Consider the following 25,381-nt stretch of genomic DNA (forward strand, 5'->3'; position numbering starts at 1 on the left):
CCGGCGGCGGGATCAACTCCCGTCGCCGTCCAGCAGGTTGGCGCGCAGCCCGGCCAGCACCCGGCCGTCCAGTCCGAGCCCCTCGCGCCAGAACGCGGCGAAGTCGCCCCAGCCGGACTCGACCTCCGCGAAGGCCGCGTCCAGGTAGTCGCGCTCGGCCCGGAAGACCGGCAGCAGGAGCTCGAGCTCGTGCATCAGGCCGCGACCGGCGAAGTCCGCCAGCACCAGCTCGACCACGGCCGCGACCCGCTCGTTGGTGAGCAGGTAGTCGGCGAGCACGGTCTCACGGTCCACGCCCAGCGCGGTCAGCAGCAGCGCCGCCGCCCAGCCGGTGCGGTCCTTGCCCGCCGAGCAGTGGAACAGCAGCGGCACGCCGTCCGGGGCGGCCAGCAGCCGCAGCAGGACCGCGAAGGTCTCACGGGCCTCTCGGTCGGTGACGAACCAGCGGTAGAGACCGGTCATCATGGCGGCCGCCCGGCCTTCGCCGAGCAGGGCGCGCTGCCCGTCCGGGCTGCGCTCCGCCAGGGCGCCGCGCAGCGTCGCGTGGATGTCGAAGTCCGTTGCCAGCAAAGGGAGATGGTGTGCCGTCACGCCGCCCGGCAGGACGTCCCGGCCGGCCTCGCGGACCTCGTCGGCGCTGCGCAGGTCGACCACCGCGCGCAGGCCGAGCGCGCCCAGCGGGTCGAGGTCCTCGGCCGTGACGCGATTCAGGCCGTCGCTGCGCAGGACCACGCCGGCCCGCAGCACCCCGCCGTCGGCCGTCCGGTACCCACCCAGATCGCGGGCGTTGACCGCGCCCCGCAGCCCGAGACTGCGGCCGACCGGGATGGTCCCGGCGGGCTCCGGGAGCGCATTCCGTGCGTGCCCGATTCGCTCGGACGCGATCTGACGATCGGCCACCCGCGGCCTCCATTGCATATTCGGACTGTCACATGGCACAGCGGTGCCCGATATTGCATGAACCTGCCCATTGGAGCAGCAGGATGTGCGAGAGTGTCATGCGCAACGACGACAGTGTAGGTGCCCCACGGAGCCGTGCGAGGCGCACAGTCGGTAACCAGCTGTAGCAGTCGGCTTCCGGTTTTTCATTTTCAATTCATTATTTGCGCGAGCGGTCCGGTTACGGTCACAATCAGCGCCTCCATGGCTTCACCATGAACGTTGGTAACAGGTTCGCTGCACTGTCGCCCAATTGGTCCCCCGGACTGCCGACCCTCGACCAGGATGGGCGCCGGGCAGCCTGCTGCCCGCGAACAGCTACACGGGCAGGCGAGCGCCGAAGCAGCGCGGCGCCTGACCCAAGGGGAGGATCAGACATGGGTCGAGCGACCCGAAGAGTCGCCGCTTGCGCAGCGGCAGTTCTGCTGGCCAGCGGCCTGCAGACGACCCTGGCCCACGGCGACACCACGCCACCCAGGATCGACCTCACCATCCTGGTCATCGACGACGGCGGCCCGTCGGTCGCGGCGATCACCGCCGAGCTCAAGAGCCAGGGGACGCCGTACAAGGTCGTCAGCCTCAATGACACCAACCGCCCCGTCATCAACGCCGCTTTCCTGAGCGACACGGTGAACGGGCTGCCCCGGGGCAAGTACCAGGGCATCGTGCTGCCCAACGAAAACCCCTTCCCGAACAGCGCCGCCGAGATGGCCGCGATCGCCACCTACGAAGCGGCTTTCAACGTCCGGCAGATCGACGCCTACACCTGGGCCAGCCCGGCCGTCGGCCTGAACTACGCCCAGAATCCGGGATTCGTCGGGACCCTCGACGGAATCCAGGGTGCCACCACCACGGCCGGAACTTCGGGCCCGTTCGGGTACCTCAAGGGCAGCGTGCCGTTCGAGGACAACGACCCGAAGGTCGGCGAGAGCTACGGCTACCTGGCGACCCCGCTCGCCAACCTGCCGTCCGGCGCCTCCTTCGTCCCGCTGGTCGACGCGGCGATACCCGCCTCGACCAGCCGCGGCTCGCTGGTCGGTGAGTACACCCACGACGGCCGCAAGGAACTGGTCGTCACCTTCGTCTACAACCAGTACCAGCAGCAGTACCGGCTGCTGGCCCGCGGCATGGTCGACTGGATCACCCAGGGCGTCCACCTCGGCTACGACCGCAACTACTTCGCCACCCACGTCGACGACGTGTTCCTGGCCGACGACCGCTGGGACACCGCGCTCAAGTGCACCCCCGGCGACGTCACCTGCCCGCCCGGCACCCCGGACACCGCCAACCCGATCCGGATGACCCCCGCCGACGCGCAGTACCTCAAGCAGTGGCAGACCGCCAACAACTTCACCCTGGACATGGTGTTCAACGGCGGCGGCAGCGAGGACTGGAAGTCCGACCACCAGACCACGGTGGACCCGACCGCCACCCAGATGATCACCGACCAGAACAGCTACCGCTGGGTCAACCACACCTACACCCACCCCTACCTGGGCTGCGTGCAGGACGTCTCGGTGGTCCCGTGGAAGTGCACCAAGGACGCGTCCGGCAACACCGTCTGGACCGACCAGAACACCATCTCCACCCAGATCAAGCAGAACTTCGACTGGGCCACCGCCAACGGCCTCAAGGTCGACCCGCAGGTGCTCGTCACCGGTGAGCACTCCGGTCTGCTCACCGCCCCGCAGGAGACCAGCGACAACCCGAACCTGGCGCCGGCGCTGGCCGCCAACGGCATCAGGTTCACCGGCAGCGACGCCTCCCGCGAGCCCGCCCAGCGGGCCGTCGGCTCGTCCACGCTGACCGTGCCGCGGTACCCGATGAACGTCTTCTACAACGCCGGTTCGGCGAAGGAGGAGGCCGACGAGTACAACTGGATCTACACCAGCAAGGCCAACGGCGGCAGCGGCGTCTGCGAGAACAACGCCAACTCCACCTGCCTGCCCGCGCCGCTGGACACCACCACCGGCTACCAGTCGTACATCGTGCCGCTGGAGGCCCGGATCGACCTCGGCCACGTGCTGAGCAACGACCCGCGCCCGCACTTCGTGCACCAGTCGAACCTCTCCGAGGACCGCATCCTGTACCCGGTGCTGGAGAAGATCCTCGGCAGCTACCGCTCGCTGTTCGCCGACAACGCCCCGATCGTGAACCTCGGCGAGCGCGAGATCGGCCAGGAGTTCCAGAAGCGCGCGGCCTGGAACACGGCGGTCGCCGCCGGCCAGGTCACCGCCTACAGGATCGGCAACACCGTCACGGTGAACGCGCCCGCCGGTGTTCAGGTCCAGGCCACCATGCCGACCGGAACTGCTCAGAAGATGGCCATCGGTACGGCCGCCTTCGGTTCGTCCTACGCCGGTACGCTCTCTGGCTGGGTGTCCCCGGGCGCCCTGCAGAGCGGCATCACCCTGCAGCTGCCGTCCGGCAGCGCGCCGGCCGCCCCGGCCGCCGTCGCCCCGAGCGTGGCCGCCAAGTCCGTCCCGGCACCGGCGCCGGCGGACAAGAAGGTCGTGCCGCAGGGCGTCGCCACGCCCGTCCCGGCCGGCCCGGGTGATGTCACCCGCAAGCCCGCCCAGTCGCTCGTCCCCGGCAGCGGCACCCCGGTGCCCGGCAAGGACGTCGTCCAGGGCGCGAAGACCCAGGGCAACGGTGCCCCGGCCGGCAACGGCCAGAACGGCTCCGGCAAGGCCTCTGGGGGGACGGCCTCGCACGGCAGCACCACCACCACCGGACGCTCCGGCAACCGGTAATCCGTAGCATCCCGTCGCGGGGTCGGGCCGGTCGCCCGGCCCGGCCCCGCCACGGCTCCCGCTCCGGCCACCCAGGCCGGACAACCGACGCAAGAACAGGAGGGGGGACAGGAGATGCGCGTCACCCTGCTCACCGAGGGGACGTACCCGCACCAGCACGGCGGCGTGAGCGTCTGGTGCGACCAGCTCGTCCAGGGCATGCCGGACGTCGACTTCGACGTCATCGCCGTCACCGGAACCGGCCAGGAACCGCTGGCCTGGGAGCTGCCCGCCAACGTACGGTCGGTCACCACCGCACCCCTGTGGGGTCCGGCCTCCGAGGCCCGGGCGCCGCGCGGCAAGGAGATGCGCCGCTTCCTCAACGCGTACGAGCGCTTCCTGCACTCCATCCTCGACCCGGTCTACACCACCCACTTCGGCACCGAGCTGTACGGCTTCGCCGACCTCGCCCGGCGCGGGCTGCTCAGCCCGGCGCTGCGCAGCGAGCGCGCCCTGCGCACCCTCCAGCACGTGTGGACCCGCGACTACCTGCCCACCGCGGTCTCCCGGCCCACCCTGCACGACGCGCTGAACGCCACCGACCTCCTGGAGCACGCGCTCCGGCCGCTCTCGGTCGACCCGCCCACCGACGGCGTCGCCCACGCGGCCAGCGGCGGACTCGCCACCCTGCCCGGGCTGATCGCCGCCCAGCAGTACGGCGTACCGTTCCTGCTCACCGAGCACGGCATCTACCTGCGCGAGCGCTACCTCGGCTACCGCACCGGCCCGTACCGCTGGCCGGTCAAGGCCCTGCTGCTCGGCTTCTACCGGATGCTCGCCGAGGAGAGCTACCGGCAGGCCGCGCTGGTCACCCCCGGCAACCGGTACAACCGGCGCTGGGAGGAGCGCGGCGGCACCCCGTCCCACCACATCCGCACCGTCTACAACGGCGTGGACCCGGCCGCCTTCCCGCCCGCCGGGCCGGAACCCGAGACGCCGACCCTCAGCTGGGCCGGCCGGGTCGACCCGATCAAGGACCTGGAGACGCTGATCCGGGCCTTCGCCCTCGTCCACCAGGAGATCCCCGAGGCGCGGCTGCGGCTCTTCGGGGGCACCCCCAAGGGCGGCGAGGCGTACCGGGACGGCTGCATAGCCCTGGCCGCCGAGCTCGGCATCGCCGACTCGGTGGCCTTCGAGGGCCGCGTCGCCGACATCACCGACGCGTACGCGGCGGGCAACGTGGTGATGCTCTCCAGCATCAGCGAGGGCTTCCCGTTCACCCTGATCGAGGCCATGTCCTGCGGCCGCGCGACCGTCTCCACCGACGTCGGCGGCGTGCGCGAGGCGGTGGGCGACACCGGACTGGTCGTCCCGCCGCGCGAGCCCGAGCCGATGGCGGCCGCCGCGATCGAGCTGCTGCGCGACCCCGCGCGGCGCGCCCGGCTCGGCGAGGGCGCCCGGCTGCGGGTCATCGAGCAGTTCACGCTCCGCCAGAACATCGACGGGTTCCGGGGCATCTACACCGAACTCCTGGGCACCTCCCGCTGGATGCCCGGCGGCATGGTCGCCGTCACCGACGCCGCCCCCAGCCCGGACTGGGACCAGCAGCTGGCCGCCGCCCGTCCCGAGCCCAGCGAGGTAACGGCATGAGTGGTCCGATCCGCCTCGTCCCCGACGAGGGCGGCGCCGAGCGGACGATGCAGCTGCGCACCCTGCCGTTGAAGCGCCGCCGCCCCGCCCCGTCGGCCGAGCCCGACCCCGCTGAGCAGCTCGACCTCTCCGAGGACCCGCTGGACGAACTGGCCGAGCGCCTGCGCGACGTCTGCGCCGACGCCGTCCACCCGTACGAGATCGCGGCCTTCCTGGAGTCCGACGGCCTCTCCGACGAGCAGGCCGCGCTGCTGTACGGCCGCCCCGACGCGTTCACCGTCGCCGAGGAGCTGTTCGAGAAGGTCGAGCGCCGCTACCCCGGCCCGAGCTCCGAGTTCGCCAACCCCTGGCGGGCCGACCCCTGGCGCTGCGTGGTGCGCGGCCTGGTGTTCGCCCTGCCCGGGCTCGGCTACCTGCTCGGCGCCAACCTGTTCGCGACCACCCGGATGCGCTTCGGCCTGCCCTCGGGCATGCTCGCGCTGTCCATCGCCACGCTGGTCAGCTGGGGCTTCAACCAGGCCCTGGCGCACCGCGCGTACCGCTGGCTGAGCCGGCTGCGCCGCCGGGACGCCGCGGTCTGCCTGGCCGTCGGCGCACCGGTCGGCGCGCTGCTGGCCGCCGCCTCCGCGTACGTGGTCGGCGGTCCGCTGGGCGCCCTGTGGTTCGCCGCGGGCCAGTCCTGCTACCTGGCGGCCGCCACCGCACTGCTGGTGCTCGGGCGGGAGAAGTTCCTGCTGCTGGCGCTCGCCCCGGCCTCGGTCGGCGCGGGCGTGGTGCTGGCCGTCGACGTGCCGGAGCTGGTCCGGACGGTGGTGCTGCTCGCCTCGGTGGTGCTCGCGGTCGGCCTGGCCGTCCGGGAGCTGCTGGTCGCGGCCCGCGGCGGCGAACGGGACGGCGTGGAGCTGCGGCTGCCGATCCGCCAGGAGGTCCCGCACCTGCTGTTCGGCCTGGCCTGCGGCGCGCTGACGCTGATCGCCGGGCTCGGCGAGACCATCCACCAGGCCGTACGGGCCGCCGGCCCCGCGGTGCACGCCGCGGCCCACGGAGCGCACGCCGTGCACGAGGTGCGGACCACCCCGACCGGCCCGGCCATGATCGCCCTGACGCTCAGCCTGGGCCTCGCCGAGTGGCTGCTGTTCCGCTACCGGGCGATGGCCGTGGCCGCGCTGCGCACCAGCCACACCACCGGGCAGTTCACCCGCCGCACCGGCGGGATCCTGCTCGGCTGCCTGTTCATCTACCTCACCACCGTGGCCGCGCTGGACGCCGCCGCGACCGTGCTGTGGCCGGGCGCCCCGTCGCTCGGCGTGCCGCAGCTGGGCGCGATGCTGCTCCTGGGCGGCTCGCTCTGGCTGGCGCTGCTGCTGAACGCCTTCGGGTTCAGCTGGAGCACCGCCCTCATCTGTCTGGCCGCCGCGACCGCCGAGAGCGTCGGGCTGCTGACCGGTGCGGACCCGATCGTCCTGCAGCTGATCGGCTGCGGGGCGGCCGCCCTCGTCCTCACCGCCACCGCCGGGCCCGCGCTCGGCCGCACCACCCAACACCGCTGATAGTCCGCCTCCTCCGAGGCACCACCGGCCGGCCGTGCTCAGACGTCCGGCAGCCCCCGAAAACGAGAAAGCGAAAACGCATGAGCAGCGTCGCGGTTACCGGAGCCGAAGGCTTCATCGGCTCCCACCTCGTCGAGACCCTGGTCGCCGACGGGCACCACGTCCGCGCGATGGTCCAGTACAACTCCTTCTCCTCCTTCGGCTGGCTGGAGACCCTGGCGCCGGAGGTGCTGGACTCGGTCGAGATCGTGCTCGGCGACGTCCGGGACCCGGGCTCGGTCAACGGCCTGGTCAAGGGCACCGAGGCGGTCTACCACCTGGCCGCCCTGATCGCGATCCCGTACTCCTACCGCGCCCCCCACTCGTACGTGGACACCAACGTCACCGGCACCCTGAACGTCCTGGAGGCCGTGCGCCACCAGGAGATCCCGCGCCTGGTGCACACCTCCACCAGCGAGACCTACGGCACCGCGCAGACCGTGCCGATCACCGAGGACCACCCGATCAACACCCAGTCCCCGTACGCCGCCTCCAAGGCCGGCGGGGACCGGCTGGCCGACAGCTACCACGCCAGCTTCGAGACCCCGGTCGTCACCCTGCGCCCGTTCAACACCTTCGGCCCGCGGCAGTCGATGCGCGCCGTCATCCCGACCGTGATCGCCCAGGTCGCGGCCGGCCAGACCGAGATCACCCTGGGCGACCTGCGCCCGACCCGCGACTTCACGTTCGTCAAGGACACCGCCAACGCCTTCCGCACGGTGGGCACCGCGGCCGCCGAGACCGTGGTCGGCCGGACCTTCAACGCCGGCACCGGCGGCGAGATCTCGGTCGGCGACCTGGTCACCCTGGTCGGCAAGCTGATGGGCGTGGACCTGGTGGTGAAGGAGGACGAGCAGCGCATCCGTCCGACCAACTCCGAGGTCATGCGCCTGGTCGCGGACGCCACCCGGCTGCGCACGGCCACCGGCTGGGCGCCGCGGTTCACGCTGGAGCAGGGCCTGGAGCAGACCATCGAGTTCTTCCGCGACCCGGCCAACCTGGCCCGCTACAAGACCGACATCTACAACGTCTGACCGCCGAAACGATCTTGCTCGTCCCGGTAACCGAGGTTCGTGTCCTACACACCTTTTCCGTGGGGGAAACACCATGCACGCAGTGATCCTGGCCGGCGGTAAGGGCGTTCGCCTCCGCCCGTACACCACCGCGCTTCCCAAGCCGCTCGTCCCGATCGGCGACCAGCACGCGATCCTGGAGATCGTGATGCGCCAGCTCGCCGCCGCGGGCTTCAAGACCGTCACCCTGGCCATCGGCCACCTCGGCCACATCATCCGCGCCTACGTCGGCAACGGCGCCCAGTGGGGCCTGCGGGTCGGCTACGCCGTCGAGGACAGCCCGCTCGGCACCATGGGCCCGCTGCTCACCATGCAGGACCGCCTGCCCGAGCACTTCCTGGTGATGAACGGCGACATCCTCACCGACCTGGACTTCGCCGGGGTGCTCAAGCACCACGAGACGTCCGGCGCCCCGCTGACCATCGCCACCTACGCCCGCCAGGTGAAGATCGACTTCGGTGTGCTGACCACCGACTCCGGCACCATCACCGGCTTCCAGGAGAAGCCCAGCATCGACTACCGGGTCTCGATGGGCGTGTACGGCGTCTCCCGCTCGGCGCTCGCCAAGTACACCCCGGGTCTGCCGCTGGGCTTCGACGAGCTGGTGCTCGACCTGCTGGCCGCCGACACCCCGCCGGCCGCGTACGACTTCGGCGGCTACTGGCTGGACATCGGCCGCCCGGACGACTACGACCGGGCGAACGCCGAGTTCTCCACGATCCGCCCGGTCCTGATGCCCTTCGAGTCGGACGGCACCGTGCCGGGCGTCGCGGAACTGCCGCTCCCGGCCGCCCGCACCGCCCCGGACGACTCGGCCGAGCAGCCCGCCGCCGCGGGCGCCGAGAGCGACGGACGGGCCGCGTGAGAATCCTGCTGCTCGGCGGCGACGGCTTCCTGGGCCGTCACGCCACCGCCGTCCTGCGGTCACTGCCCGGGGCCACCGTGCTGACCGCGGGCCGGCGGCCCACCCACGACCTCCGGCTGGACCTGGGCACCGCCCAGGCCGGCCCGCTCGGCGAGGAACTGGCCGCGCTGGCCCCCGACGTGGTGGTCAACTTCGCCGGCGCGGTGGCCGGCAGCGCGGTCAAGCTCGCCGAGGTGAACGCCCGCGGACCGGCGGTGCTCTGCGAGGCGCTCGCCCTGGGCGCCCCGAAGGCCCGTCTGGTGCACGTCGGTTCGGCCGGCGAGTACGGCGTCTGCGCGGAGGGCGAGTCGCTCTCCGAGCAGGCCGACGCCCGTCCGGTCGGCGTGTACGGCGCGACCAAGCTGGCCGGTTCCCTCGCGGTGGCCGGCTCACCGCTGGACGCGGTGGTGCTGCGGGTGTTCAACCCGGTCGGCCCGGGCGCCCCGGCGGGCTCGCTGCCCGGCCGGCTGGCGGCCGAACTGCGCCGGGCGGCGCCCGAGGGCGCCGACGCCGTGGTCACGGTCGGGGACCTCTCCGCCTACCGGGACTTCGTGGACGCCCGGGACATCGCCCGGGCGGTCGGCCTGGCCGTCACCGCCGAGGGCCCGCTCCCCAGGGTGCTCAACCTCGCCTCCGGCCGGGCCCAGCGGGTCCGGGCGATCGCCGAGGGCCTGGTCGCGGCGTCCGGCTTCACCGGCCGGATCGACGAGAGCGGGGCGGGCTCCGAGCGGTCGGCCGCGGTCTCCTGGCAGCAGGCCGACGTCTCGGCCGCCGCCCGGGAGCTCGGCTGGCACCCGGAGACCGGGCTCGCCGACACCCTGCGCGACCTCTGGCTCAGCACCGCCGAGCCGACGCCGACCCCGGTGGTCGCATGACCGCCGGGACCACCCCCGACGGCCGCCTGCTGGTGCCGCTGTACGTCCACCCCGCGGTGGACCCGGCGGCCTGGCAGGCGGTCGCCGCCGCCGACCCCGCCCGGATCTCCGCCGTGGTGATCAACCTCGCGGACGGTCCCGGCGAGGTTCCGGACCACGTCTTCGCCGATGCCGCCGAGGAACTCCGCGCCGCCGGGCTGCCGTTGGTCGGCTACGCCGACACCGACTACGGCCGCCGGCCCCACGCCGCCGTGGTCGCCGACATCCTGACGTACCGTCAGCGCCACGGCATCACCGGCGTGTACTTCGACCAGGTGGCCACCCACCCGGGCGCGCTGGCGCACTACCGCCGCCTCGCCACGGCGGCCCGGGCGGCGGGCTGCGGCACCGTGGTGTTCGGCCACGGCGAGCACCCGGACCCGGCGTACGCCGAGGTCGGCCTGGCCGACCTGCTGGTCACCTTCGAGGGCGACTGGGACGCGTACCGCGCCATGACCCTGCCGCTGTGGACCGGCCGCCACGCGGCCTCCCGCTTCTGCCACCTGGTCTACGACGTCCCCGCCGAGTCCGCCCGCGACGCCTCCGCACTGATCGCCGCCCGGCGAGCCGGCGTCGGCTGCGCCGTACCGGGCGCCGGGGAGAACCCCTGGCGCACCCTGCCGCACGGCCTGACCGCCGCTGAACTGACCTGACCCGATCCGGAGTTCGACTACCGTGAACCGCCGTACCCGGCTGCTGCCCGCCGCCATAGCCTTCGCCACCGTCACCGCCCTGCTGGTCAGTTCGTGCAGCAGCTCGGGCTCGGAGGACGACAACGACTCGGCCGACGGCACCCAGAGCGCCTCGCCCACGGCCAGCGCGCCGAGCACCCCCGGCACCGCCTCGCCCAGCACCCCCGGCACGCCCGGTGACCCCGGCACCACCTCGGCCCCGGGCACCCCCGGCGGCACCACCGCCCCGGGCACCACCCCGCCCGGCACCACCACCCCGCCGCCGGCCGGCGCCCGCTGGCAGCCCACCCCGGGCCTGACCTGGCAGTGGCAGCTCGGCGGCGGCCCCGTGGACCAGTCGGTGGACGTGCCGGTCTACGACATCGACGGCTTCGAGAACGACGCCTCGGTGGTCGCCGCGCTGCACGCCAAGGGCCGCAAGGTGATCTGCTACATCAACGCCGGCTCCTGGGAGGACTTCCGCCCCGACTCCGCCGCCTTCGCCAAGACCCTGCAGGGCTCGGACACCGGCTGGAAGGGCGAGAAGTGGTTCGACATCCGCAAGCTCGACCAGCTGCGGCCACTGATGGCGGCCCGCTTCGACATGTGCAGGAGCAAGGGCTTCGACGCCGTCGAGCCGGACACCATCGAGGCCTACAACCAGAACAGCGGCTTCCCGCTGACCCCGGACGACCAGATCAAGTACAACCGGATGCTGGCCCAGCTCGCCCACGAACGCGGCCTCGCCATCGGCCTCAAGAACGACCTGGACCAGATCCCCGCCCTGCTGCCGGACTTCGACTTCGCGGTCAACGAGGAGTGCTCGCAGTTCGACGAGTGCGACCGGGTCGCGCCCTTCGTGAAGGCGGGCAAGGCGGTCTTCCACGTCGAGTACAAGCTCGACACGGATCAGTTCTGCGCCAGGACCAAGGCCCTGGGATTCAGTTCGATGCAGAAGAAGCTCGACCTCAACGCCTGGCGCAAGCCCTGCTGAGGCCGGTGCTCCCCGCCGCGCGGGTGACCCTCACCGGGGTCACCCGCGCGAGGGTCACTTGACCGCCAGCCAGACGACGGCGCCCAGGACGACCAGGGCGACGACGGCGATCAGCGCGATCACGCCGGTGCGACTGCCGCCGGTCTTGCTGCTGCCGTAGGTGGAGACGGAGCCCGGTGCCTGACGCGCCGGGCTCTCGTCGACGAACGCCCGGAACATCTGGGTGCTACCGGCGGGGTCGTAGTCGTTGTCAGCCATGGCACGGACTCTAACGAATCCGCCCACCTCAGGCACACCCCGGACCCCTCCCCGGGCGAACCCGCCACCCGCGCGTGCGACGGCGGTCCGACCGGATCGTGAAATCCGTGTGACGGACGGAACAACCCACCGCACGGGCCTGGTTGACTGCGGACATGACCGGAAACCAGAGCCGGGTCCGCCTCGGCACCTCCGACCTGTCCGTCCACCCGCTCTGCCTCGGCGGCAACGTCTTCGGCTGGACGGCCGACGAGCAGCAGTCCTTCGCCGTGCTGGACGCCTACGCGGCCGCCGGCGGCAACTTCGTCGACACCGCCGACGTCTACTCCGCCTGGGCCCCCGGCAACGCCGGCGGCGAGTCCGAGACGGTGATCGGCGACTGGCTCCGGAGCCGGGGCAACCGCGACGACATCGTGATCGCCACCAAGGTCGGCAGCCACCCCAAGGCGACCGGCCTGGCCGCGGCCACCATCAAGTCCTCCGTCGAGGGCTCGCTGCGCCGCCTGGGCGTCGACCACATCGACCTCTACTACACCCACCGGGACGACGACACCCCGGTCGAGGAGTTCGTGACGGCCCTGGACGAGCTGGTCCGCGCGGGCAAGGTCCGGGCGGTCGCCGCCTCCAACATCTCCGCCGAGCGGCTCGCCGAGGCGCTGTCCTTCGCCGAGCGCGAGGGCCTGGCCAAGTACGTCGCGGTCCAGCCCCAGTACAACCTGGTGTCCCGGGGCACCTTCGAGGGCCCGCTGGCCGAGGTCGTCGCCGAGCACGGCCTCGCCACCGTGCCCTACTACGCGCTCGCCTCCGGCTTCCTCACCGGCAAGTACCGCCCGGGCGGCCCGGGCGTCGACAGCGCCCGCGCCGAGGGCGCCGCCCGCTACCTCGCCGAGCCGCGCGGCCCCAAGGTCCTGGCGGCCCTCGACACCGTCGCCGCCGAGCACGGTGTCGAGCCCGCCACCGTCGCCCTCGCCTGGCTCGCCGCCCGCCCCACCGTCGCCGCCCCCATCGCCAGCGCCCGCACCGTCGACCAGCTCCCCCCGCTCCTCGCCGCCGGCGCCCTCACCCTCACCCCCGCCCAGACCGCCCTCCTCACCACCGCCTCGGCCTGAGCACGCACCGGCCCCCGACAGCGGCGTGCTGTCGGGGGCCGGTGGGTTCCCTGGCTACGGCCGCCCGAAGTGGGTCGGGTAGTAGCCCGAGTCGAGCGTGGATATCCGGACGGTCCTGCCGGGCCGGGGGGCCTCGACGAACTTGCCGCCGCCCAGGTAGATCCCCACGTGGTGGATCCCCGAGGCCCGGCCGCTGTCCGACCAGAACACCAGGTCACCGCGGCGCAGTTGGCCCGCGCTGATCGGCGTGGTCGCCGCGTACTGGTCGTCGGCCACCCGGGGAAGGCCTATCCCGCTGCGCCGGTAGGCCTGCTGGACCAGCCCGGAACAGTCGTAGCCGGACGGGCCGTTGCCGCCCCAGACGTACGGCTTGCCCAGCTGGGCGAGCGCGTAGTCGATGGCCGCCTCGGTGTTCCCGGAGGTCGGGGTGGTGTCCGGGGACGGTCGGCTGCCCGACCCGCCGGAGCCCTGCTCCGAGCCGCCGCCGGACTGGCCGGTGCGACTGGCGTAGACGTCGTAGTGGCTGGTCCAACGCCACTCGCCGCTGCCGTTCTTGAACCAGTACCTCGCCCCGTCCCAGCCCTGGCGCAGGCCCCAGGAGGAAGCCGAGCCGTTCGAGTCGGCCTTCGAACCGGAGGAACCGGAGGAACCGGAGGAACCGGAGGAGGCGGAGGAACCGGACGAGCCGGACTTGCCGGTGCGACTGGCGTAGACGTCGTAGTGGCTGGTCCAACGCCACTGGCCGCTGCCGTTCTTGAACCAGTACTTCGACCCGTCCCAGCCCTGCTTGCCGGCCGCCGCGTGCGCGGAGCCCGCACCGGCGGTCAGGCCGACCACGCCGGCACCCGCCAGCACGGTGGTGGCCAGGCAGGTACCTCGCACGGCCCGGTTTATTCGGCTGCCACCGCCGACCGCGGCGGCCCGGGCGGTGCGCGGCCGGGCGGCGCAGTTCGGGCAGCCGCAGCCCGTGATCGCGGGGATGCTGCCCAGGCGCTCCTCGAAGCCGATCAGACCGGTATCGGCGTCGGGGCCGATACCGGTACCGGTGCCGGGGTCGGCGTACGCGCCGGTGGCTATCCTCATGCGGGTCGTCCTTCCTTCCGCCCGGCCCGGGCGGCCGGGGGCGGTACCGAGGCGGCCACTCCGGCCGGGGCGACGAAGGCGACCAGCAGCTGTTCCATCAGCGCGCTGCGGGCGGCCTCGTCCAGTTCGTGCGCGGTCGCACGCTCCAGGCGCCGGACGGCCAGCGCCGCCGCCTCCACCGCGTCGTCGACCAGGACGGTCCGCAGGCCCGCGTCCAGGTCGGCCAGCCGACGGCGGCGCATCGACTCGGCCACCTCGGGCGCGTAGTCCAGCGCCAGCGGCTGCACCGAGTAGACCTCCAGGCCCGCCGGAGCGGCCTCGGCGGCCAGCGCCCGGGTCATCTCGTCGGCGAACCACTGCCCGTCGCGCAGCGCCGGGCCGGGCGCCGCGTTGCTGTCGCACGGCAGGGTGGAGGCGGTGCGGGTGAGCACCGCCTGGACCTGCTCGCGCAGGTAGCTCTCGTGGTCCTCGATCGCCAGCAGCGCCCGCGCGGTGTCCTTGACCCGCCAGACGATCAGCAGCCGGACCACGATCGGGGTGCCGGTGCGGTCGACGGCCTTGACCGGCTCGCTGCGCCAGTGCCGCAGCCGCACGTCGACCCGGCGGCGGCGCAGCAGCGGGTTGACCCAGACCAGCCCGGTCCTGCGCACCGTGCCCCGGTAGCGGCCCCAGCGGCTCAGCACCCGGGTCTCGCCGCCCGCGTTGGCCAGCAGGCCGGCCAGCGCGAACACCACCAGCAGCCCGGCCGCGCCGACCGCGGCGATGGCCTGGGCGTCGATCTCGGCCCGGCCGCTCGCCCGCGCGGCGGGACTGCGCAGTTCGGGCAGCACGTCCCAGTGCGGGACGACGCCGGTGCGCAGCAGCGCGTAGCCCACCGCGGCCAGGCCGAGCAGCACCACCAGCAGGGCGACCCAGCCGGGCAGGACGGCGGCGGTGTACTCGCGCAGCGCCTGGTCCGCCCGCGGGGGGCGGCGCGAGGTGGCGGCGGCGGGCGCACCGGCCGGCCCGGGCTCGGGGAGTTCGACGGTCTCCGGGGCGGCGGTCTCCAGCGGGTCCCGCTGGTCGGCGGGACCGGCCGGCGACGGGGCGGGGACGACGGCCATCGGGGCCGTGGCCGGACCGCCGTCGCCCGGACCGACCGGGCCGACCGGCTTGGCGGCCTTGACGGTCGAAACCCTGGGCAGCGGGCTGGCGCCGGAGGCGGAACGTTCCGGCAGGGCCGGGGGGAACGACTTGGACAGGTGGTCGGGTCGCTGCGAAGAATCGCGGGTGACGTCCATGCACGGATCCTCTGGGTCTGGTGTGTCGCGCAACGGGCGGCCCGGATCTGACGGGCAGTGCCAGAGTCAGGCTAAGTTCATACGTCATCAAATGCGACATTTGAGCCGAGGTGTGTCGACATTTACTGACTAATCGTCCAAAGCTGACCTGACGCGCAGGCACATGGTCGGTTGGTCGGGACGGTTCGGCGCAGGTCAGCGCCGTCGGGCACCGGATCCACGGGCGAACACCCGACGGGTGATCAGCCCGATTCCGGCGAGCACCAGCAGCACCCCGGCGAGCAGACCGTGCCAGCGGGCCTCCCGTGGCTGGGCAGCCGCCGCCTGGGCCGGGGGCGCCGGCAACGGCCGGGCAGCGGCCCCGCTCGCCCTGCTTCCTCCCTGGTCAGCGGCCGACAGCGGCTCGGCGGCGACCGGTCCGCCGCCGGGCGACGCGGCCGCCACGGCTCTCGTCGAGCCGACGCCCGGGGCCGGGACGGCGGAGGCGACGGAGGCGGCGGGAACGAACGGAACCGACGGACGGGCCGAGGCGCTGGAGCCGGCCGAGGCCGCCGCAGGAACCGCGGGAAGAGACGTCGCCGACGGCACCACCGGCGGCACGACGATCGGCAGCAGCCCCACCGGAACCGGCCGGAGCGCCGGCACCCCGGTCGGACTCGGCGACCCGACGGCCGACGGCACCACCGCCGACGGCGACGGCGAAGCCGACGGGCTCGCACTCACGCTCGCACTGGCGCTCGCACTCGCCCCCGACGGAACCGCCACTGACGGACTGACCGCCGGAGAGCTGACGGCCGAAGGACTCACCACCCCCACAGCCGCCACCCGCACCCGCACCGGATCCGCCGAAGTCCCGTTCCCCGCCCGGTCGGTGACCGTGACGGTCAGCCACTGCTCCCCGTCCGCCAGGTCCCGGTTGGCGGTGCAGCTCCAGCTCCCGTCCAGCGCCGCCGTGGCCCCGCAGAGCACCGTACGGTCGCCGCCCGCCGTCGGAGCGGCCGCGACCTGCACGTTCGCCCCCGCTTCGGCCCGTCCGGCGAGCTTGGGCCGGCCGACCCGCAGGACCTCCCCGGGAGCGGGCGCGGTGAGCACCGGCTTGTCCGGCGGCACGGTGTCCACGACCAGCGCGACCGGCTGTCCGGCCGTCCGGTTCCCGGCCGCGTCGACGGCGACGGGGGCGAGCTGGTGGCTGCCGTCGGCCAGGTTCTCGACCGGCAGGCAGGACCACCCGCCGTCCGCGCGGACCGCGCTGCTGCACAGTTCGGCGGAGGCGGAGGCGGAGGAGGGTGCGGAGGCGGCCCGGTCGGTGACCGAGACGGTGCTGCCGGCCTCGCCGGTGCCGGTGAGTTGCAGCCCCGGGTCGTTGGTGTAGGCGGGAAGGGTGAGCACCGGCGCGGTCGGCGGGGTGGTCTTCACGGTGACCTTGGCGGGCTCGCCGCGCAGCACCACGCCGCCGCTGGTGGTCTCCACCGGGGTCAGGGAGTGCGGCCCGGCCGCGAGCGCGTTGCCGGGGCGGCAGGACCAGTCGCCGTTGCGTTCGACCTTGGCCCGGCAGAGCACGGTGTCGCCGTCCCGGATCTCCATCGAGGCGCCGGCGACGGCGCCCTCCCCGCTGATCCTGGGGCGGGCGTCGGCCAGCACGGTGCCGTCGACCGGCTCGGCGACCTCAGGCCGGGCGGCGCCGACGGTCAGCTTGATCCGCTGGTCGGTGACCTGTCCGGAGTCGGCGAAGCCGCCGGAGGGCACGAGTTGGCTGGTGTCCCGGCCGATCCGCAGCCGGGCCCAGGTGTCGCCGGAGGCGGCGCCGGCCGGCACGGTCCACTCCAGCGTGGCGGTGTCGGCACCGGCCGGGATCTCGGTCTGCACCCGGTCGGCGGGGTCGAACCGGCCGCTGTGGTCGAAGTCGATCCAGCCGGCCAGGGTGGCGGGCTGGTCGCCCACCGCGACCGGGACGGTGACCCGGTAGTACCGGCCGATGGCGGCCTGGTCCGGGAAGCCGAGCGAGGGGTCGGCGCCCTGGTACTCGCCGCGGCCGGGCTGGAGCTTGGGGGGCGGCGGGCTGCCGGAAGGGCCGGTGGGCAGGCTCGCGAAGGGGTTGCCGCGCCGGACCGCGTCGTGGTCGAGCTCGACCAGCGGCCGGTCGGCCGAGGCGGTGGCGGGGCGGCTGCGGTCGCGGTGGCCGGGGGTGGTGGCGTCAGCGCCCAGGAAGAGGTCGGAGACCACGTGCGAGGCGTTGCCGTAGGCCTGCGGCGCGGTGCCGAACTCCTCGTCCACGGTGACGGTGTAGGCCTGCCGCAGGACGGGCGGCGCGGTGGTGCTGCCGGCCCGGGGGGTGGAGCGCTGCTCGATCCGGAAGACCGCGGTGCGGACCGTCCCGGTGAGTTCCAGGGTGCCCTCGGCGGCGGAGCCCGCGGCGGCGTCGGTGGAGCCGTCGGTGCCCGCGGGCGCCAGGGAGTTGCCGCCGACCGTCCAGCCGGGCCAGTCGGTGCGCCCGACCAGGCCGGGGGCGGCGGGGGATCCGCCGGTGAGGGTCAGCCGGGCCGCGGTGCTGGTGGTGCCGGAACTCCCGGTGGCGACGGCGGCGAGTCCGCTGAGGTGCAGCCGGGGATTGCGGACCGGCCGGGAGAAACCCAGCCGGAGGGTTCCGACGGTGCGCCAGGAACCGTCCGGCTGCGGACGGTCGGGGGTGAGGAGGAAGGTCTGGGCGGGGTCTCCGGCGTGCATTCCGTCCGCGTACCGGACGGGACTCCCCCCTCCGGGACGATCGGCCAATCGGCCCGCTTCGGCGGTGACCGCCGTTCCGGTCTCGGCCGTGAGGTCGAACTGGACGGAGAGCCCGGAGGGCAGCACCGCCCGGTGTTCGGCCGACCAGGAATCCGGGGTCTGTCGGGCCACCGAGAGCGGGGCGTTCCAACCGGTCAGCGCCCCGACCGTGAGGACGGCCAGGGCGGCAGCTGTGCGGGGAAACCGTCGGCTCATCCGGCTCTCCTTCACGGTCGGCTGCCGGGGCGGCGGGCAGTCTGGGCACAAGATCTGACAAACGGAACCACGATCCTGGGCCGGCCATACTCCGACACATGTGCTTCTGGCTGCATCCCACCCGATTGGCGGCCATTCGGGCGGTAGGACGGGAGGTACCCGAAACGACCGCATGTGATCCATTAGGTGGGGCCAGATGCCACCCGGACCGCCCTGGAGTGACCGGCGTCACACGCCTCCGGAAGCCGTGCCCGGAAAACGGAGAAGCCCCCGGCCGGTGGCCGGGGGCTTCTCGCTGGTGCGCTCAGCAGGATTCGAACCTGCAACCTCTTGATCCGTAGTCAAGTGCTCTATCCGTTGAGCTATGAGCGCAAGGAACGGGCGAACCCGATCTTGCGGAGTGTGGTGCGCTCAGCAGGATTCGAACCTGCAACCTCTTGATCCGTAGTCAAGTGCTCTATCCGTTGAGCTATGAGCGCTCGCCCTGGTGAACCATGCCCCCGGGGCGTTGCGTGGACAACATTACATGACCTGCGACGCAGGACGAAATCGATTGATCCGACCCGGGCCGACCGCCAGCGGACCCCGTCCCGGCAGCCCGCGGCCCCCGTCCCGGCCGGGCGGCCGACGGGCCCCGGACATGCGAAGAGCCCCGCCGACATGATCGTCGACGGGGCTCCCCGGCTGGCGGAGGCTGAGGGATTTGAACCCTCGATCAGGAATAACCCCGAAACCGCATTAGCAGTGCGGCGCCATAGACCGGACTAGGCGAAGCCTCCCCACATGGATCACACCCGCGCGAGCGGGCTCGTTCCGTGTGTCAGTGATGATGCCACAACCGTGGGGCTCGGCACCAACCACCGCCCACGTTACTAGGCGGGTCGCTCCCGCCGCAAAGAAGAATGAGATACTGCCGATTCCGGAGGAGCTGCCCTGAGCCGAGGAGACCTGTCGACGTGAGCAGCAGGCCGATCCGAGGCGCTGCTCGCCTCGACGCCATACTCGACGCCCTGCCCGAAGCGCTGTTGCTGGTGAACAGCAACGGCACCGTGGTGGACGCCAACAGCGCGGCGGTCCAGGCGCTACAGGCGCCCGGCACCTCGCTGGTCGGCATGGGCGTGCTCGGCCTGCTACCCGAGTTCGACCCCAGCCGGATCCCGGGCTCGATGCGCCCGGCCACCCGCGAGGCCGACGCCCTGGACCGTCCGGTCCGGATGACCGCCCACCGCACCGACGGGACGACCTTCCCGGTCGAGGTCTCCGGCAACGACTTCGCCGCCGACGGCGGCGACGGCTACGGGCGCTCCCCCTACGAGCCCTACCGCGAGGGCTCCCGCGCCTCCTCGTCCTCCGACCTGCTCCTGCTGCTGGTCCGCGACCTCTCCGGGCGGCTCGGCGTCGAGACCGAGCTGCGCCGCCAGCACAAGCAGACCGAGATGATCCTGCGGGCCGCCGCCGAGGGCGTGCTGGGCGTGGACCTCGAAGGCCGCTGCGTCCTGGTCAACCCGGCCGCCGCGCACATCCTGGAGTACCGGGCGAGCGAGCTGGGCGGGCGCGAGCTGCACCCGCTGATCCAGCACTCCCGGGCCGACGGCACCCCGCTGGCGCTGGAGGAGTCCGCGCTGCTGGACACCCTGACCTCCGGGCGCAAGCACCGGGTGCGCGGCACCGTGCTGTGGCGCAAGGACGGCCGCCCCGTCACCGTCGACCTCACCACCGCCCCGGTCCGGGACGGCGACGAGCTGGTCGGCGCGGTGATGACCTTCACCGACCGCAGCCGCGAACTCGCCCTGGTCGCCCGCAACGAGCACCTCACCGCCGTCCTGGAGAGCGAGCTCGGCGGCGCGCTGAGCGCGCTGAACCAGCGACTGGACCGCCTCGCCGCCGACCCGGCCGGGCAGCTCTGGCCCGAGGCCAACTGGACCCTGCGGCGGCTCGCCGACGAGTGCCGCCGGTTCGGCAGGCTGATCGACGGCGTGCTGGAGCACCAGCGCTCCGAGGCCGGCGAGGGCGCACCGCCCGAGGGCCGGGACGGCAAGGGCGGGCGCGGGGCCGCGAAGCGGGTCCCGGTCGGCCTGGACCAGGTGGTCCGCCGGGCCGTCGAGGAGGCCGGCGAGCTGGTCGGCCCCGGCCGGGTGCGCTTCTCGGTGCACGCCGCCGCGGTCGAGGTGATCGCCGACGAGCGTCGGCTCGCCCAGGCGCTGGCCCACCTGGTCGCCGACGTCAGCGGCACCGGCCTCTCGCTGGACCCGCCCACCGCCCCCTCCCCCGGTCTGGCCGTCCCCGGACTGACCGCGCCCGGGCTGGGCGGCCCGCCCACCCCGCCGGCGCCCGCCGAACCGCCGACCGTCGTCCTGGCCGCCGCCCAGCGCGGCGAGGTCGCCCGGGTCGAGATCCGCGGCCCCGGTGTCGGCGGCAGCCCCGTCCACCTGCCGATAGCCCGCGCGGTGGTCGAGCGCCACGGTGGCGTGCTCCAGCCGCACGAGCTGCCCGGCAAGGCCGGGACCACCTACGTGGTCGAGCTGCCGCTGGACCCGGCCGCCGCGAAGGCCGCCGCCGAACGCGCCTCCGCCGAGGGCCGCTCGGACCGGCCCAAGGAGGGCGACAGCGCCGTCCTGCCCGAGCTGCCGGGCATTCCGCAACTGCCCACCAGCGGCGGCGAGGCCGCCGAGTCCACCGGGCCCACCCCGGCCGCCGGCACCCCGACCGGCTCCGGCCGCCCCGGCGACGCGCCGGGCACCCGCGAGGCCGCCGAACCGGAGCAGGCGCCCGCCGAGGAGGCCCCGGCCGAGCGCCGCGGCCGCCGCGGCCGGCCCGCCGCCGAAGCCGGGGCCCCCGAGGGCTCCGCCCCGGCCGCTCCCGCCGACCAGTGGCCGAACGCCCCCGCCCGGGTCGAGCGGGCCGTCCCCGAGCAGTGGAACGGCACCGGCAACGACCCCGCCTACGGCCGCCCCGGCCCGGCCGCCCCGGAGGCGGCGCAGAGCGACCCCTGGGGCAAGGACGACGGCCGCTCCGGCCCCGCCTACGCCGTACCCGTGGAGGGCGCGCGCCCCGCCCAGGGCCGGCCCGCCGGCCGTGGGCCGCTGGCGCTCGGCCCGGCGCCCGCCGACGCCGCCGCTCCCACCTCCGCCGCCGCCTCGGTCGAACCGCAGCCGAACGGCGCCGTCACCGAGGACGGCGGCGAGGCCAAGCCGCGCAGACGCCGCGCCCTGCCCTCCCCGGAGGACTCCTCGGGCGGCTTCGCGCTCCCCGGCGTGGGCGACACCCCGGTCTACCCCGGCCTGGAACACGCCCTGCCCACCGGCCCGGCACCCGCCCCGGCCGAGCCCGCCGTCGCACCGACCGGCCGCCGCCGCCGGCTCTCCGTACCGCCCGGGCCCGGAGCGGACGCCCCGGCCGGAGCACCCGCTCCGCAGACCGGCGGCGCGCTGGAGCCGGCCCGGCCCGCGCTGTCCGCCGCCGAGGAGCCGGACGGGCCGCGCCCGGTGGGCAGCGGACTGGCCGAACTGGCGCCGCCGCGACCGGCCGCCGCCCCGGTGCCCGCCGCCCCGCAGCCGCCCGGGCCGGCCGCGCCGCGCGCGCTGGCCGAACTGCCCGCCGCCCGGAGCGACCGCCCGGACGCCGAGCAGCCGCAGGCCGCCTCCGGTGAACTGGCCAACACCCGCCGGCTGCTGGTCTGGCCCGAGCCCGACCCGGCCACCGGCCAGGCGCTCCAGGCCCGCGGCTACCTGCCGGTGATCGTCCGCTCCCGCGAGGAGGTGGACGCCCAGGCGAACGCCTTCCCGGCGGCGCTCTTCGTCGACCCGCTGACCGGCCCGATCACCCGCACCGCGCTGCAGTCGCTGCGCACCGCGGCGCTCAACAGCCGGGTCCCGGTGCTGGTGACCGCTGGCCTCGGCCAGGCCACCCGGGACGCCGCCTACGGCGCCGACCCCGCCGTACTGCTGCGCGCCCTGGCCCCGCGCGACGGCGAGCACCACGCCCCGCGGGTGCTGCTGGTCGAGGGCGATCCGGACATCGCCGCCGCCATGATCAGCAGCCTGGAGCGGCGCGGCATGCACGTCGAGCACGCGGTGGACGAGAACGACGCCGTCGCCCGGGCCAGCAGCGTGCAACCCAACCTGGTGGTGATGGACCTGTTCCAGATCCGCCGCCGCCGGATCGGACTGCTGGACTGGCTGCGCGCCAACGACCGGCTGCACCGCACCCCGCTCGTGGTCTACACCTCGGTGGACCTCGACCCGCGCGAACTGCCCCGGCTGCGCACCGGCGAGACGGTGCTCTTCCTCGCCGAGCGCTCCACCAGCGAGGACGTCCAGTCCCGGATCGTCGACCTGCTCGGGCGGATCGGCGCGATGGGCGAGGCGGGCGTCGCCGCCGCGGGCTGAGCCCGGACACACCGGAGGGCCGACCCGTCACGGGCCGGCCCTCCGGTGTGCGTCCGCTACTCCTTGCCGAGCGTGGTGACGTCCAGTTCGTCGGCCGCGTAGCTGGCCCGGATCACCTTCTTGTCGAACTTGCCGACCGAGGTCTTCGGGACGGACTCGACGATCGCCCAGCGCTCCGGCAGCTGCCAGGAGGCGATCCGCTCGGCCAGGAACGCCCGCAGCTCCTTGAGCCCGACGGCGGCGCCCGGGCGCAGCACCACGGTGGCCAGCGGGCGCTCGCCCCACTTCTCGTCCGGCACCGCGACCACGGCGGCCTCGGCCACCTCGGGGTGGCCCATCAGGGCGTTCTCCAGCTCGACGGAGGAGATCCACTCGCCGCCCGACTTGATGACGTCCTTGGCCCGGTCGGTGAGGGTCAGGTAGCCGTCGGCGGTGATGGTGCCCACGTCGCCGGTGCGCAGCCAGCCGTCCTCGGAGAACTTGTCCTCCGGGCGGACCGGGTCCTGCCCGGCGCCGCCGTAGTACGCGCCGGCGATCCACGGGCCGCGGACCTCCAGCTCGCCGGCCGAGACGCCGTCGTGCGGCATCCGCTCGCCGCCCGGGCCGATTAGCCGGGCCTCGACCGAGGCCGGGAAGAGGCCCTGGGTGATCCGGTACGGCCACTCCTCCTCGGGGGTGAGGCCGCCCGGCGGCTGGGCGAAGCAGCCGAGCGGGGAGGTCTCGGTCATGCCCCAGGCGTGCAGCACCCGGATGCCGTGGCGCTCGTCGTAGGCCTTCATCAGCGAGGGCGGGCACGCGCTGCCGCCGATGACGACCATGCGCAGGCTGGAGGTGTCGTAGTCGCCCGCGTCCAGCTCGTCCAGCAGGCCGCTCCAGATGGTCGGGACGGCGGCGCTGACGGTGGGGCGGACGGCGGCGATCATCTCGGCCATCGGCTTGGGCTGGAGGAAGCGGTCCGGCATCAGCAGGTTGGCGCCGGACATGAAGGCGGCGTGCGGGATGCCCCAGGCGTTCACGTGGAACATCGGGACCACCGGCAGGGCGGTGTCGCGCGGGGTGAAGGCGAAGTTGTCGCCGGTGTTGACCTGCATGCAGTGCAGGTAGATCGACCGGTGGCTGTAGAGCACGCCCTTCGGGTCCCCGGTGGTGCCGGAGGTGTAGCAGAGCACGGCGGCCTGGCGCTCGTCGATGTCCCGCTGCCACGGGTAGTCGGTGGGCCGGTCGGCGATCAGCTCCTCGTAGTCGTGCACGCCGCCGGCGAAGCCGGTCAGCACCGAGCGGTCGCCGGGGCCGGCCACCACGATGTGCTTGAGCGTGGGCGCGAGCTGCGGCAGCACGGCGGCGAGCAGCGGCAGGACGCTGCCGTTGACGATGATCACGCGGTCGGCGGCGTGGTCGACGATGAAGGACAGCTGCTGGGCGGGCAGCCGCAGGTTCAGGGTGTGCAGCACGGCGCCCATCGACGGGACGGCGAGGTACGCCTCCAGGTGGACGTCGTTGTTCCACATCAGCGTCGCGACCCGGTCGTCGCCCGTCACCCCGAGCTCGTCGCGCAGCGCGTGCGCCAGCTGCGCGGCGCGCGCGCCCACCTCGGCGTAGGTCCGGACGACCGGACCGGTCGCGTCCCAGGTGGTGACGGTGGAACGGGCGTGGACCGTGGACCCGTGCTCCAGGATCCTGGCGACGGTGAGCGGTACGTCCTGCATCGTGCTGAACACGGGTCCTCCTCGACCTGGCGGCACTGGCGGTTCCACGGCACTTCCTACCGGGGGGTAATGCGCGTGGACGTGCCCGATTGTGCCGTTCCGTCCGGCCGCTGTCAGCATCCTGAACCCGTTGCACGGATCACTGAGGCGCCGTCTCCCCTCACCGCCTTCCCTCGCCGCCTCGCCTCGCCGTCTCGCCGCCGTTGGCCGCGGTGGGGTGGCGCGGTCAGCCGGCGGTCGGACCGTCGACCTGGTCGCGGTCGACGGTGAGGGTCTCGCCGGCGTAGGTCTCCTGGACGTTGCCGTGGTACTGGTGGACGCGCTGGTGGGAGGCCCAGAGCTGCGGGTCGAGCGGGCCGGAGCCGGCGGTGTCGGCGTGGTCGTCCCAGCGGGCGTACCAGACGGCGTCGGGGAGCGGGGCGCTGCCGGCCCGGGCGGCGGCGGCCAGGTCGGCGACGCCGGAGTCGAGGCTGGAGTAGAAGCCGGAGCGGTAGCCCGCCGCGTGCAGGGCCCTGGTCCAGCCGAGGGCGAAGTCGACCACGGCTTGGCCGCAGCCGGCGTCGTGCATCGGGTAGGCCTCGATGTCCAGGTAGACCGGGGCGCCCTTGCCGAAGCCGAGCGAGCGCATCGCGCGCACGGCCTCGCCGGCCTCGTCCCCGCCCTGCTCGGCGGCCTTGGCCGGGTCGATCCGCCTGGGCTTGCGGCTCGGGTCGGCGCACGGCGCCTGGAGGCCGACGTGCACCGGCAGGAACCGCCAGCCGATCGCGCGCGCCTGGTGGATCCAGTCCGCGGTGAGCCGGGGCTGGGTGCAGCCGCGCTGGGAGCCGCTGACGTAGATGCCGACCGCCCCGTACGGGGAGGCGGCGCGCCAGGCCCGCAGTGCGTCGGTCGAGGGGGCGGTGCAGGCGTCGAAGGCGGTGCCGCTCCAGTGGTCGCGGAACCGGGGCGGCCCGATCCGGTCGGGGAGCCGGACGGCCCGGATGCGCGGGGCGGCGGCCGGGACGGAGGCCTCGGCGCTCACACCCGTCCCGTCGATGGCCAGCAGGAGCACGAGGGAGGCGGCGAGGAGGGCCGCTGGGCGGAGATAGCGCACCCGGCCTTGATACTGACGG

At 73.9% G+C, this 25,381-nt stretch carries 16 protein-coding genes, 3 tRNA genes and 1 pseudogene; 10 read left to right on the plus strand and 10 right to left on the minus strand.

The window, feature by feature from the left end:
- Window positions 1-12: 12 nt before the first annotated feature.
- Window positions 13-900 carry a tyrosine-protein phosphatase gene (locus tag ACIQWA_RS22090; protein WP_402484878.1) on the minus strand — a complete coding sequence of 296 codons (888 nt, stop codon included), beginning with the start codon at window positions 898-900 and terminating at the stop codon, window positions 13-15.
- Between the two features lie 416 nt (window positions 901-1,316).
- On the opposite strand from ACIQWA_RS22090, the gene ACIQWA_RS22095 reads away from it, so the two are divergent.
- The 8 genes and pseudogenes from ACIQWA_RS22095 (at window position 1,317) to ACIQWA_RS22130 (ending at window position 11,466) form a co-directional block, all read left to right on the plus strand.
- Window positions 1,317-3,692 (plus strand): hypothetical protein, encoded by a 2,376-nt coding sequence (locus ACIQWA_RS22095; RefSeq protein WP_402484881.1) that lies wholly within the window; start codon window positions 1,317-1,319, stop codon window positions 3,690-3,692.
- Between the two features lie 114 nt (window positions 3,693-3,806).
- Window positions 3,807-5,321: a GT4 family glycosyltransferase PelF gene (pelF, locus tag ACIQWA_RS22100; RefSeq protein ID WP_402484884.1), complete on the plus strand. Its 1,515-nt coding sequence runs from the start codon at window positions 3,807-3,809 to the stop codon at window positions 5,319-5,321.
- Complete coding sequence (locus ACIQWA_RS22105) at window positions 5,318-6,871, plus strand: hypothetical protein (protein WP_402484886.1); 1,554 nt, start codon at window positions 5,318-5,320, stop codon at window positions 6,869-6,871. Before pelF ends, ACIQWA_RS22105 begins: the two co-directional genes overlap by 4 nt.
- Window positions 6,872-6,951: 80 nt before the next feature.
- Window positions 6,952-7,944, plus strand: coding sequence for an SDR family NAD(P)-dependent oxidoreductase (locus ACIQWA_RS22110; protein ID WP_402484888.1), 993 nt, complete (start codon window positions 6,952-6,954; stop codon window positions 7,942-7,944).
- 73 nt (window positions 7,945-8,017) lie between these two features.
- Window positions 8,018-8,719 (plus strand): annotated as a pseudogene (locus ACIQWA_RS22115) (NDP-sugar synthase); the annotation flags it as partial.
- A 125-nt stretch (window positions 8,720-8,844) separates the two neighbouring features.
- The gene (locus tag ACIQWA_RS22120; RefSeq protein WP_360227244.1) at window positions 8,845-9,762 is read left to right on the plus strand and encodes an NAD(P)-dependent oxidoreductase; all 918 of its coding nucleotides are present in this window, start codon (window positions 8,845-8,847) and stop codon (window positions 9,760-9,762) included.
- Complete coding sequence (locus ACIQWA_RS22125; RefSeq protein ID WP_402484891.1) at window positions 9,759-10,454, plus strand: spherulation-specific family 4 protein; 696 nt, start codon at window positions 9,759-9,761, stop codon at window positions 10,452-10,454. The genes ACIQWA_RS22120 and ACIQWA_RS22125 overlap by 4 nt, the downstream gene beginning before the upstream one ends.
- 22 nt (window positions 10,455-10,476) lie before the next feature.
- Window positions 10,477-11,466 carry an endo alpha-1,4 polygalactosaminidase gene (locus ACIQWA_RS22130; RefSeq protein ID WP_402484894.1) on the plus strand — a complete coding sequence of 330 codons (990 nt, stop codon included), beginning with the start codon at window positions 10,477-10,479 and terminating at the stop codon, window positions 11,464-11,466.
- Between the two features lie 54 nt (window positions 11,467-11,520).
- Here the strand turns inward: ACIQWA_RS22130 and ACIQWA_RS22135 are convergent, their stop codons facing one another.
- Window positions 11,521-11,724 carry a hypothetical protein gene (locus tag ACIQWA_RS22135; RefSeq protein WP_360227253.1) on the minus strand — a complete coding sequence of 68 codons (204 nt, stop codon included), beginning with the start codon at window positions 11,722-11,724 and terminating at the stop codon, window positions 11,521-11,523.
- A 155-nt stretch (window positions 11,725-11,879) separates the two neighbouring features.
- Between ACIQWA_RS22135 and ACIQWA_RS22140 the strand changes: the two genes are divergently transcribed.
- Window positions 11,880-12,833, plus strand: coding sequence for an aldo/keto reductase (locus ACIQWA_RS22140; protein ID WP_402484896.1), 954 nt, complete (start codon window positions 11,880-11,882; stop codon window positions 12,831-12,833).
- Window positions 12,834-12,887: 54 nt separating this feature from the next.
- On the opposite strand, the gene ACIQWA_RS22145 is transcribed toward ACIQWA_RS22140, so the two are convergent.
- From ACIQWA_RS22145 to ACIQWA_RS22170, 6 genes are all read right to left on the minus strand, one after another.
- Window positions 12,888-13,916: a C40 family peptidase gene (locus ACIQWA_RS22145; protein WP_402484899.1), complete on the minus strand. Its 1,029-nt coding sequence runs from the start codon at window positions 13,914-13,916 to the stop codon at window positions 12,888-12,890.
- Complete coding sequence (locus ACIQWA_RS22150; protein WP_402484902.1) at window positions 13,913-15,196, minus strand: SPFH domain-containing protein; 1,284 nt, start codon at window positions 15,194-15,196, stop codon at window positions 13,913-13,915. Before ACIQWA_RS22150 ends, ACIQWA_RS22145 begins: the two co-directional genes overlap by 4 nt.
- A 195-nt stretch (window positions 15,197-15,391) precedes the next feature.
- Complete coding sequence (locus tag ACIQWA_RS22155; RefSeq protein ID WP_402484904.1) at window positions 15,392-18,175, minus strand: Ig-like domain-containing protein; 2,784 nt, start codon at window positions 18,173-18,175, stop codon at window positions 15,392-15,394.
- Window positions 18,176-18,471: 296 nt separating this feature from the next.
- Window positions 18,472-18,547, minus strand: a tRNA-Arg gene (locus tag ACIQWA_RS22160).
- 31 nt (window positions 18,548-18,578) lie between these two features.
- A tRNA-Arg gene (locus ACIQWA_RS22165) sits at window positions 18,579-18,654 on the minus strand.
- Between the two features lie 206 nt (window positions 18,655-18,860).
- Window positions 18,861-18,954: transfer RNA gene (locus ACIQWA_RS22170), tRNA-Ser, on the minus strand.
- A 177-nt stretch (window positions 18,955-19,131) separates the two neighbouring features.
- Between ACIQWA_RS22170 and ACIQWA_RS22175 the strand changes: the two genes are divergently transcribed.
- A complete protein-coding gene (locus ACIQWA_RS22175; RefSeq protein ID WP_402484906.1) occupies window positions 19,132-22,563 on the plus strand; it encodes a PAS domain-containing protein in 3,432 nt (1,143 codons plus the stop codon).
- A 56-nt stretch (window positions 22,564-22,619) separates the two neighbouring features.
- Here the strand turns inward: ACIQWA_RS22175 and ACIQWA_RS22180 are convergent, their stop codons facing one another.
- A complete protein-coding gene (locus tag ACIQWA_RS22180) occupies window positions 22,620-24,281 on the minus strand; it encodes a long-chain fatty acid--CoA ligase (protein WP_402484909.1) in 1,662 nt (553 codons plus the stop codon).
- Window positions 24,282-24,495: 214 nt separating this feature from the next.
- The gene (locus tag ACIQWA_RS22185) at window positions 24,496-25,362 is read right to left on the minus strand and encodes a DUF1906 domain-containing protein (protein WP_402484911.1); all 867 of its coding nucleotides are present in this window, start codon (window positions 25,360-25,362) and stop codon (window positions 24,496-24,498) included.
- Between the last annotated feature and the right edge of the window lie 19 nt (window positions 25,363-25,381).

The sequence above is a fragment of the Kitasatospora sp. NPDC098652 genome (assembly GCF_044760155.1).
Taxonomy (GTDB): Bacteria; Actinomycetota; Actinomycetes; order Streptomycetales; family Streptomycetaceae; genus Kitasatospora.

What these genes read in the sequence shown, in the direction of transcription:
- ACIQWA_RS22095 (WP_402484881.1), top strand. Translation starts at nt 1,317, where the DNA reads ATGGGTCGAGCGACCCGAAGAGTCGCCGCTTGCGCAGCGGCAGTTCTG.
- pelF (WP_402484884.1), top strand. Translation starts at nt 3,807, where the DNA reads ATGCGCGTCACCCTGCTCACCGAGGGGACGTACCCGCACCAGCACGGC.
- ACIQWA_RS22105 (WP_402484886.1), top strand. Translation starts at nt 5,318, where the DNA reads ATGAGTGGTCCGATCCGCCTCGTCCCCGACGAGGGCGGCGCCGAGCGG.
- ACIQWA_RS22110 (WP_402484888.1), top strand. Translation starts at nt 6,952, where the DNA reads ATGAGCAGCGTCGCGGTTACCGGAGCCGAAGGCTTCATCGGCTCCCAC.
- ACIQWA_RS22125 (WP_402484891.1), top strand. Translation starts at nt 9,759, where the DNA reads ATGACCGCCGGGACCACCCCCGACGGCCGCCTGCTGGTGCCGCTGTAC.
- ACIQWA_RS22135 (WP_360227253.1), bottom strand. Translation starts at nt 11,724, where the DNA reads ATGGCTGACAACGACTACGACCCCGCCGGTAGCACCCAGATGTTCCGG.
- ACIQWA_RS22140 (WP_402484896.1), top strand. Translation starts at nt 11,880, where the DNA reads ATGACCGGAAACCAGAGCCGGGTCCGCCTCGGCACCTCCGACCTGTCC.
- ACIQWA_RS22145 (WP_402484899.1), bottom strand. Translation starts at nt 13,916, where the DNA reads ATGAGGATAGCCACCGGCGCGTACGCCGACCCCGGCACCGGTACCGGT.
- ACIQWA_RS22150 (WP_402484902.1), bottom strand. Translation starts at nt 15,196, where the DNA reads ATGGACGTCACCCGCGATTCTTCGCAGCGACCCGACCACCTGTCCAAG.
- ACIQWA_RS22155 (WP_402484904.1), bottom strand. Translation starts at nt 18,175, where the DNA reads ATGAGCCGACGGTTTCCCCGCACAGCTGCCGCCCTGGCCGTCCTCACG.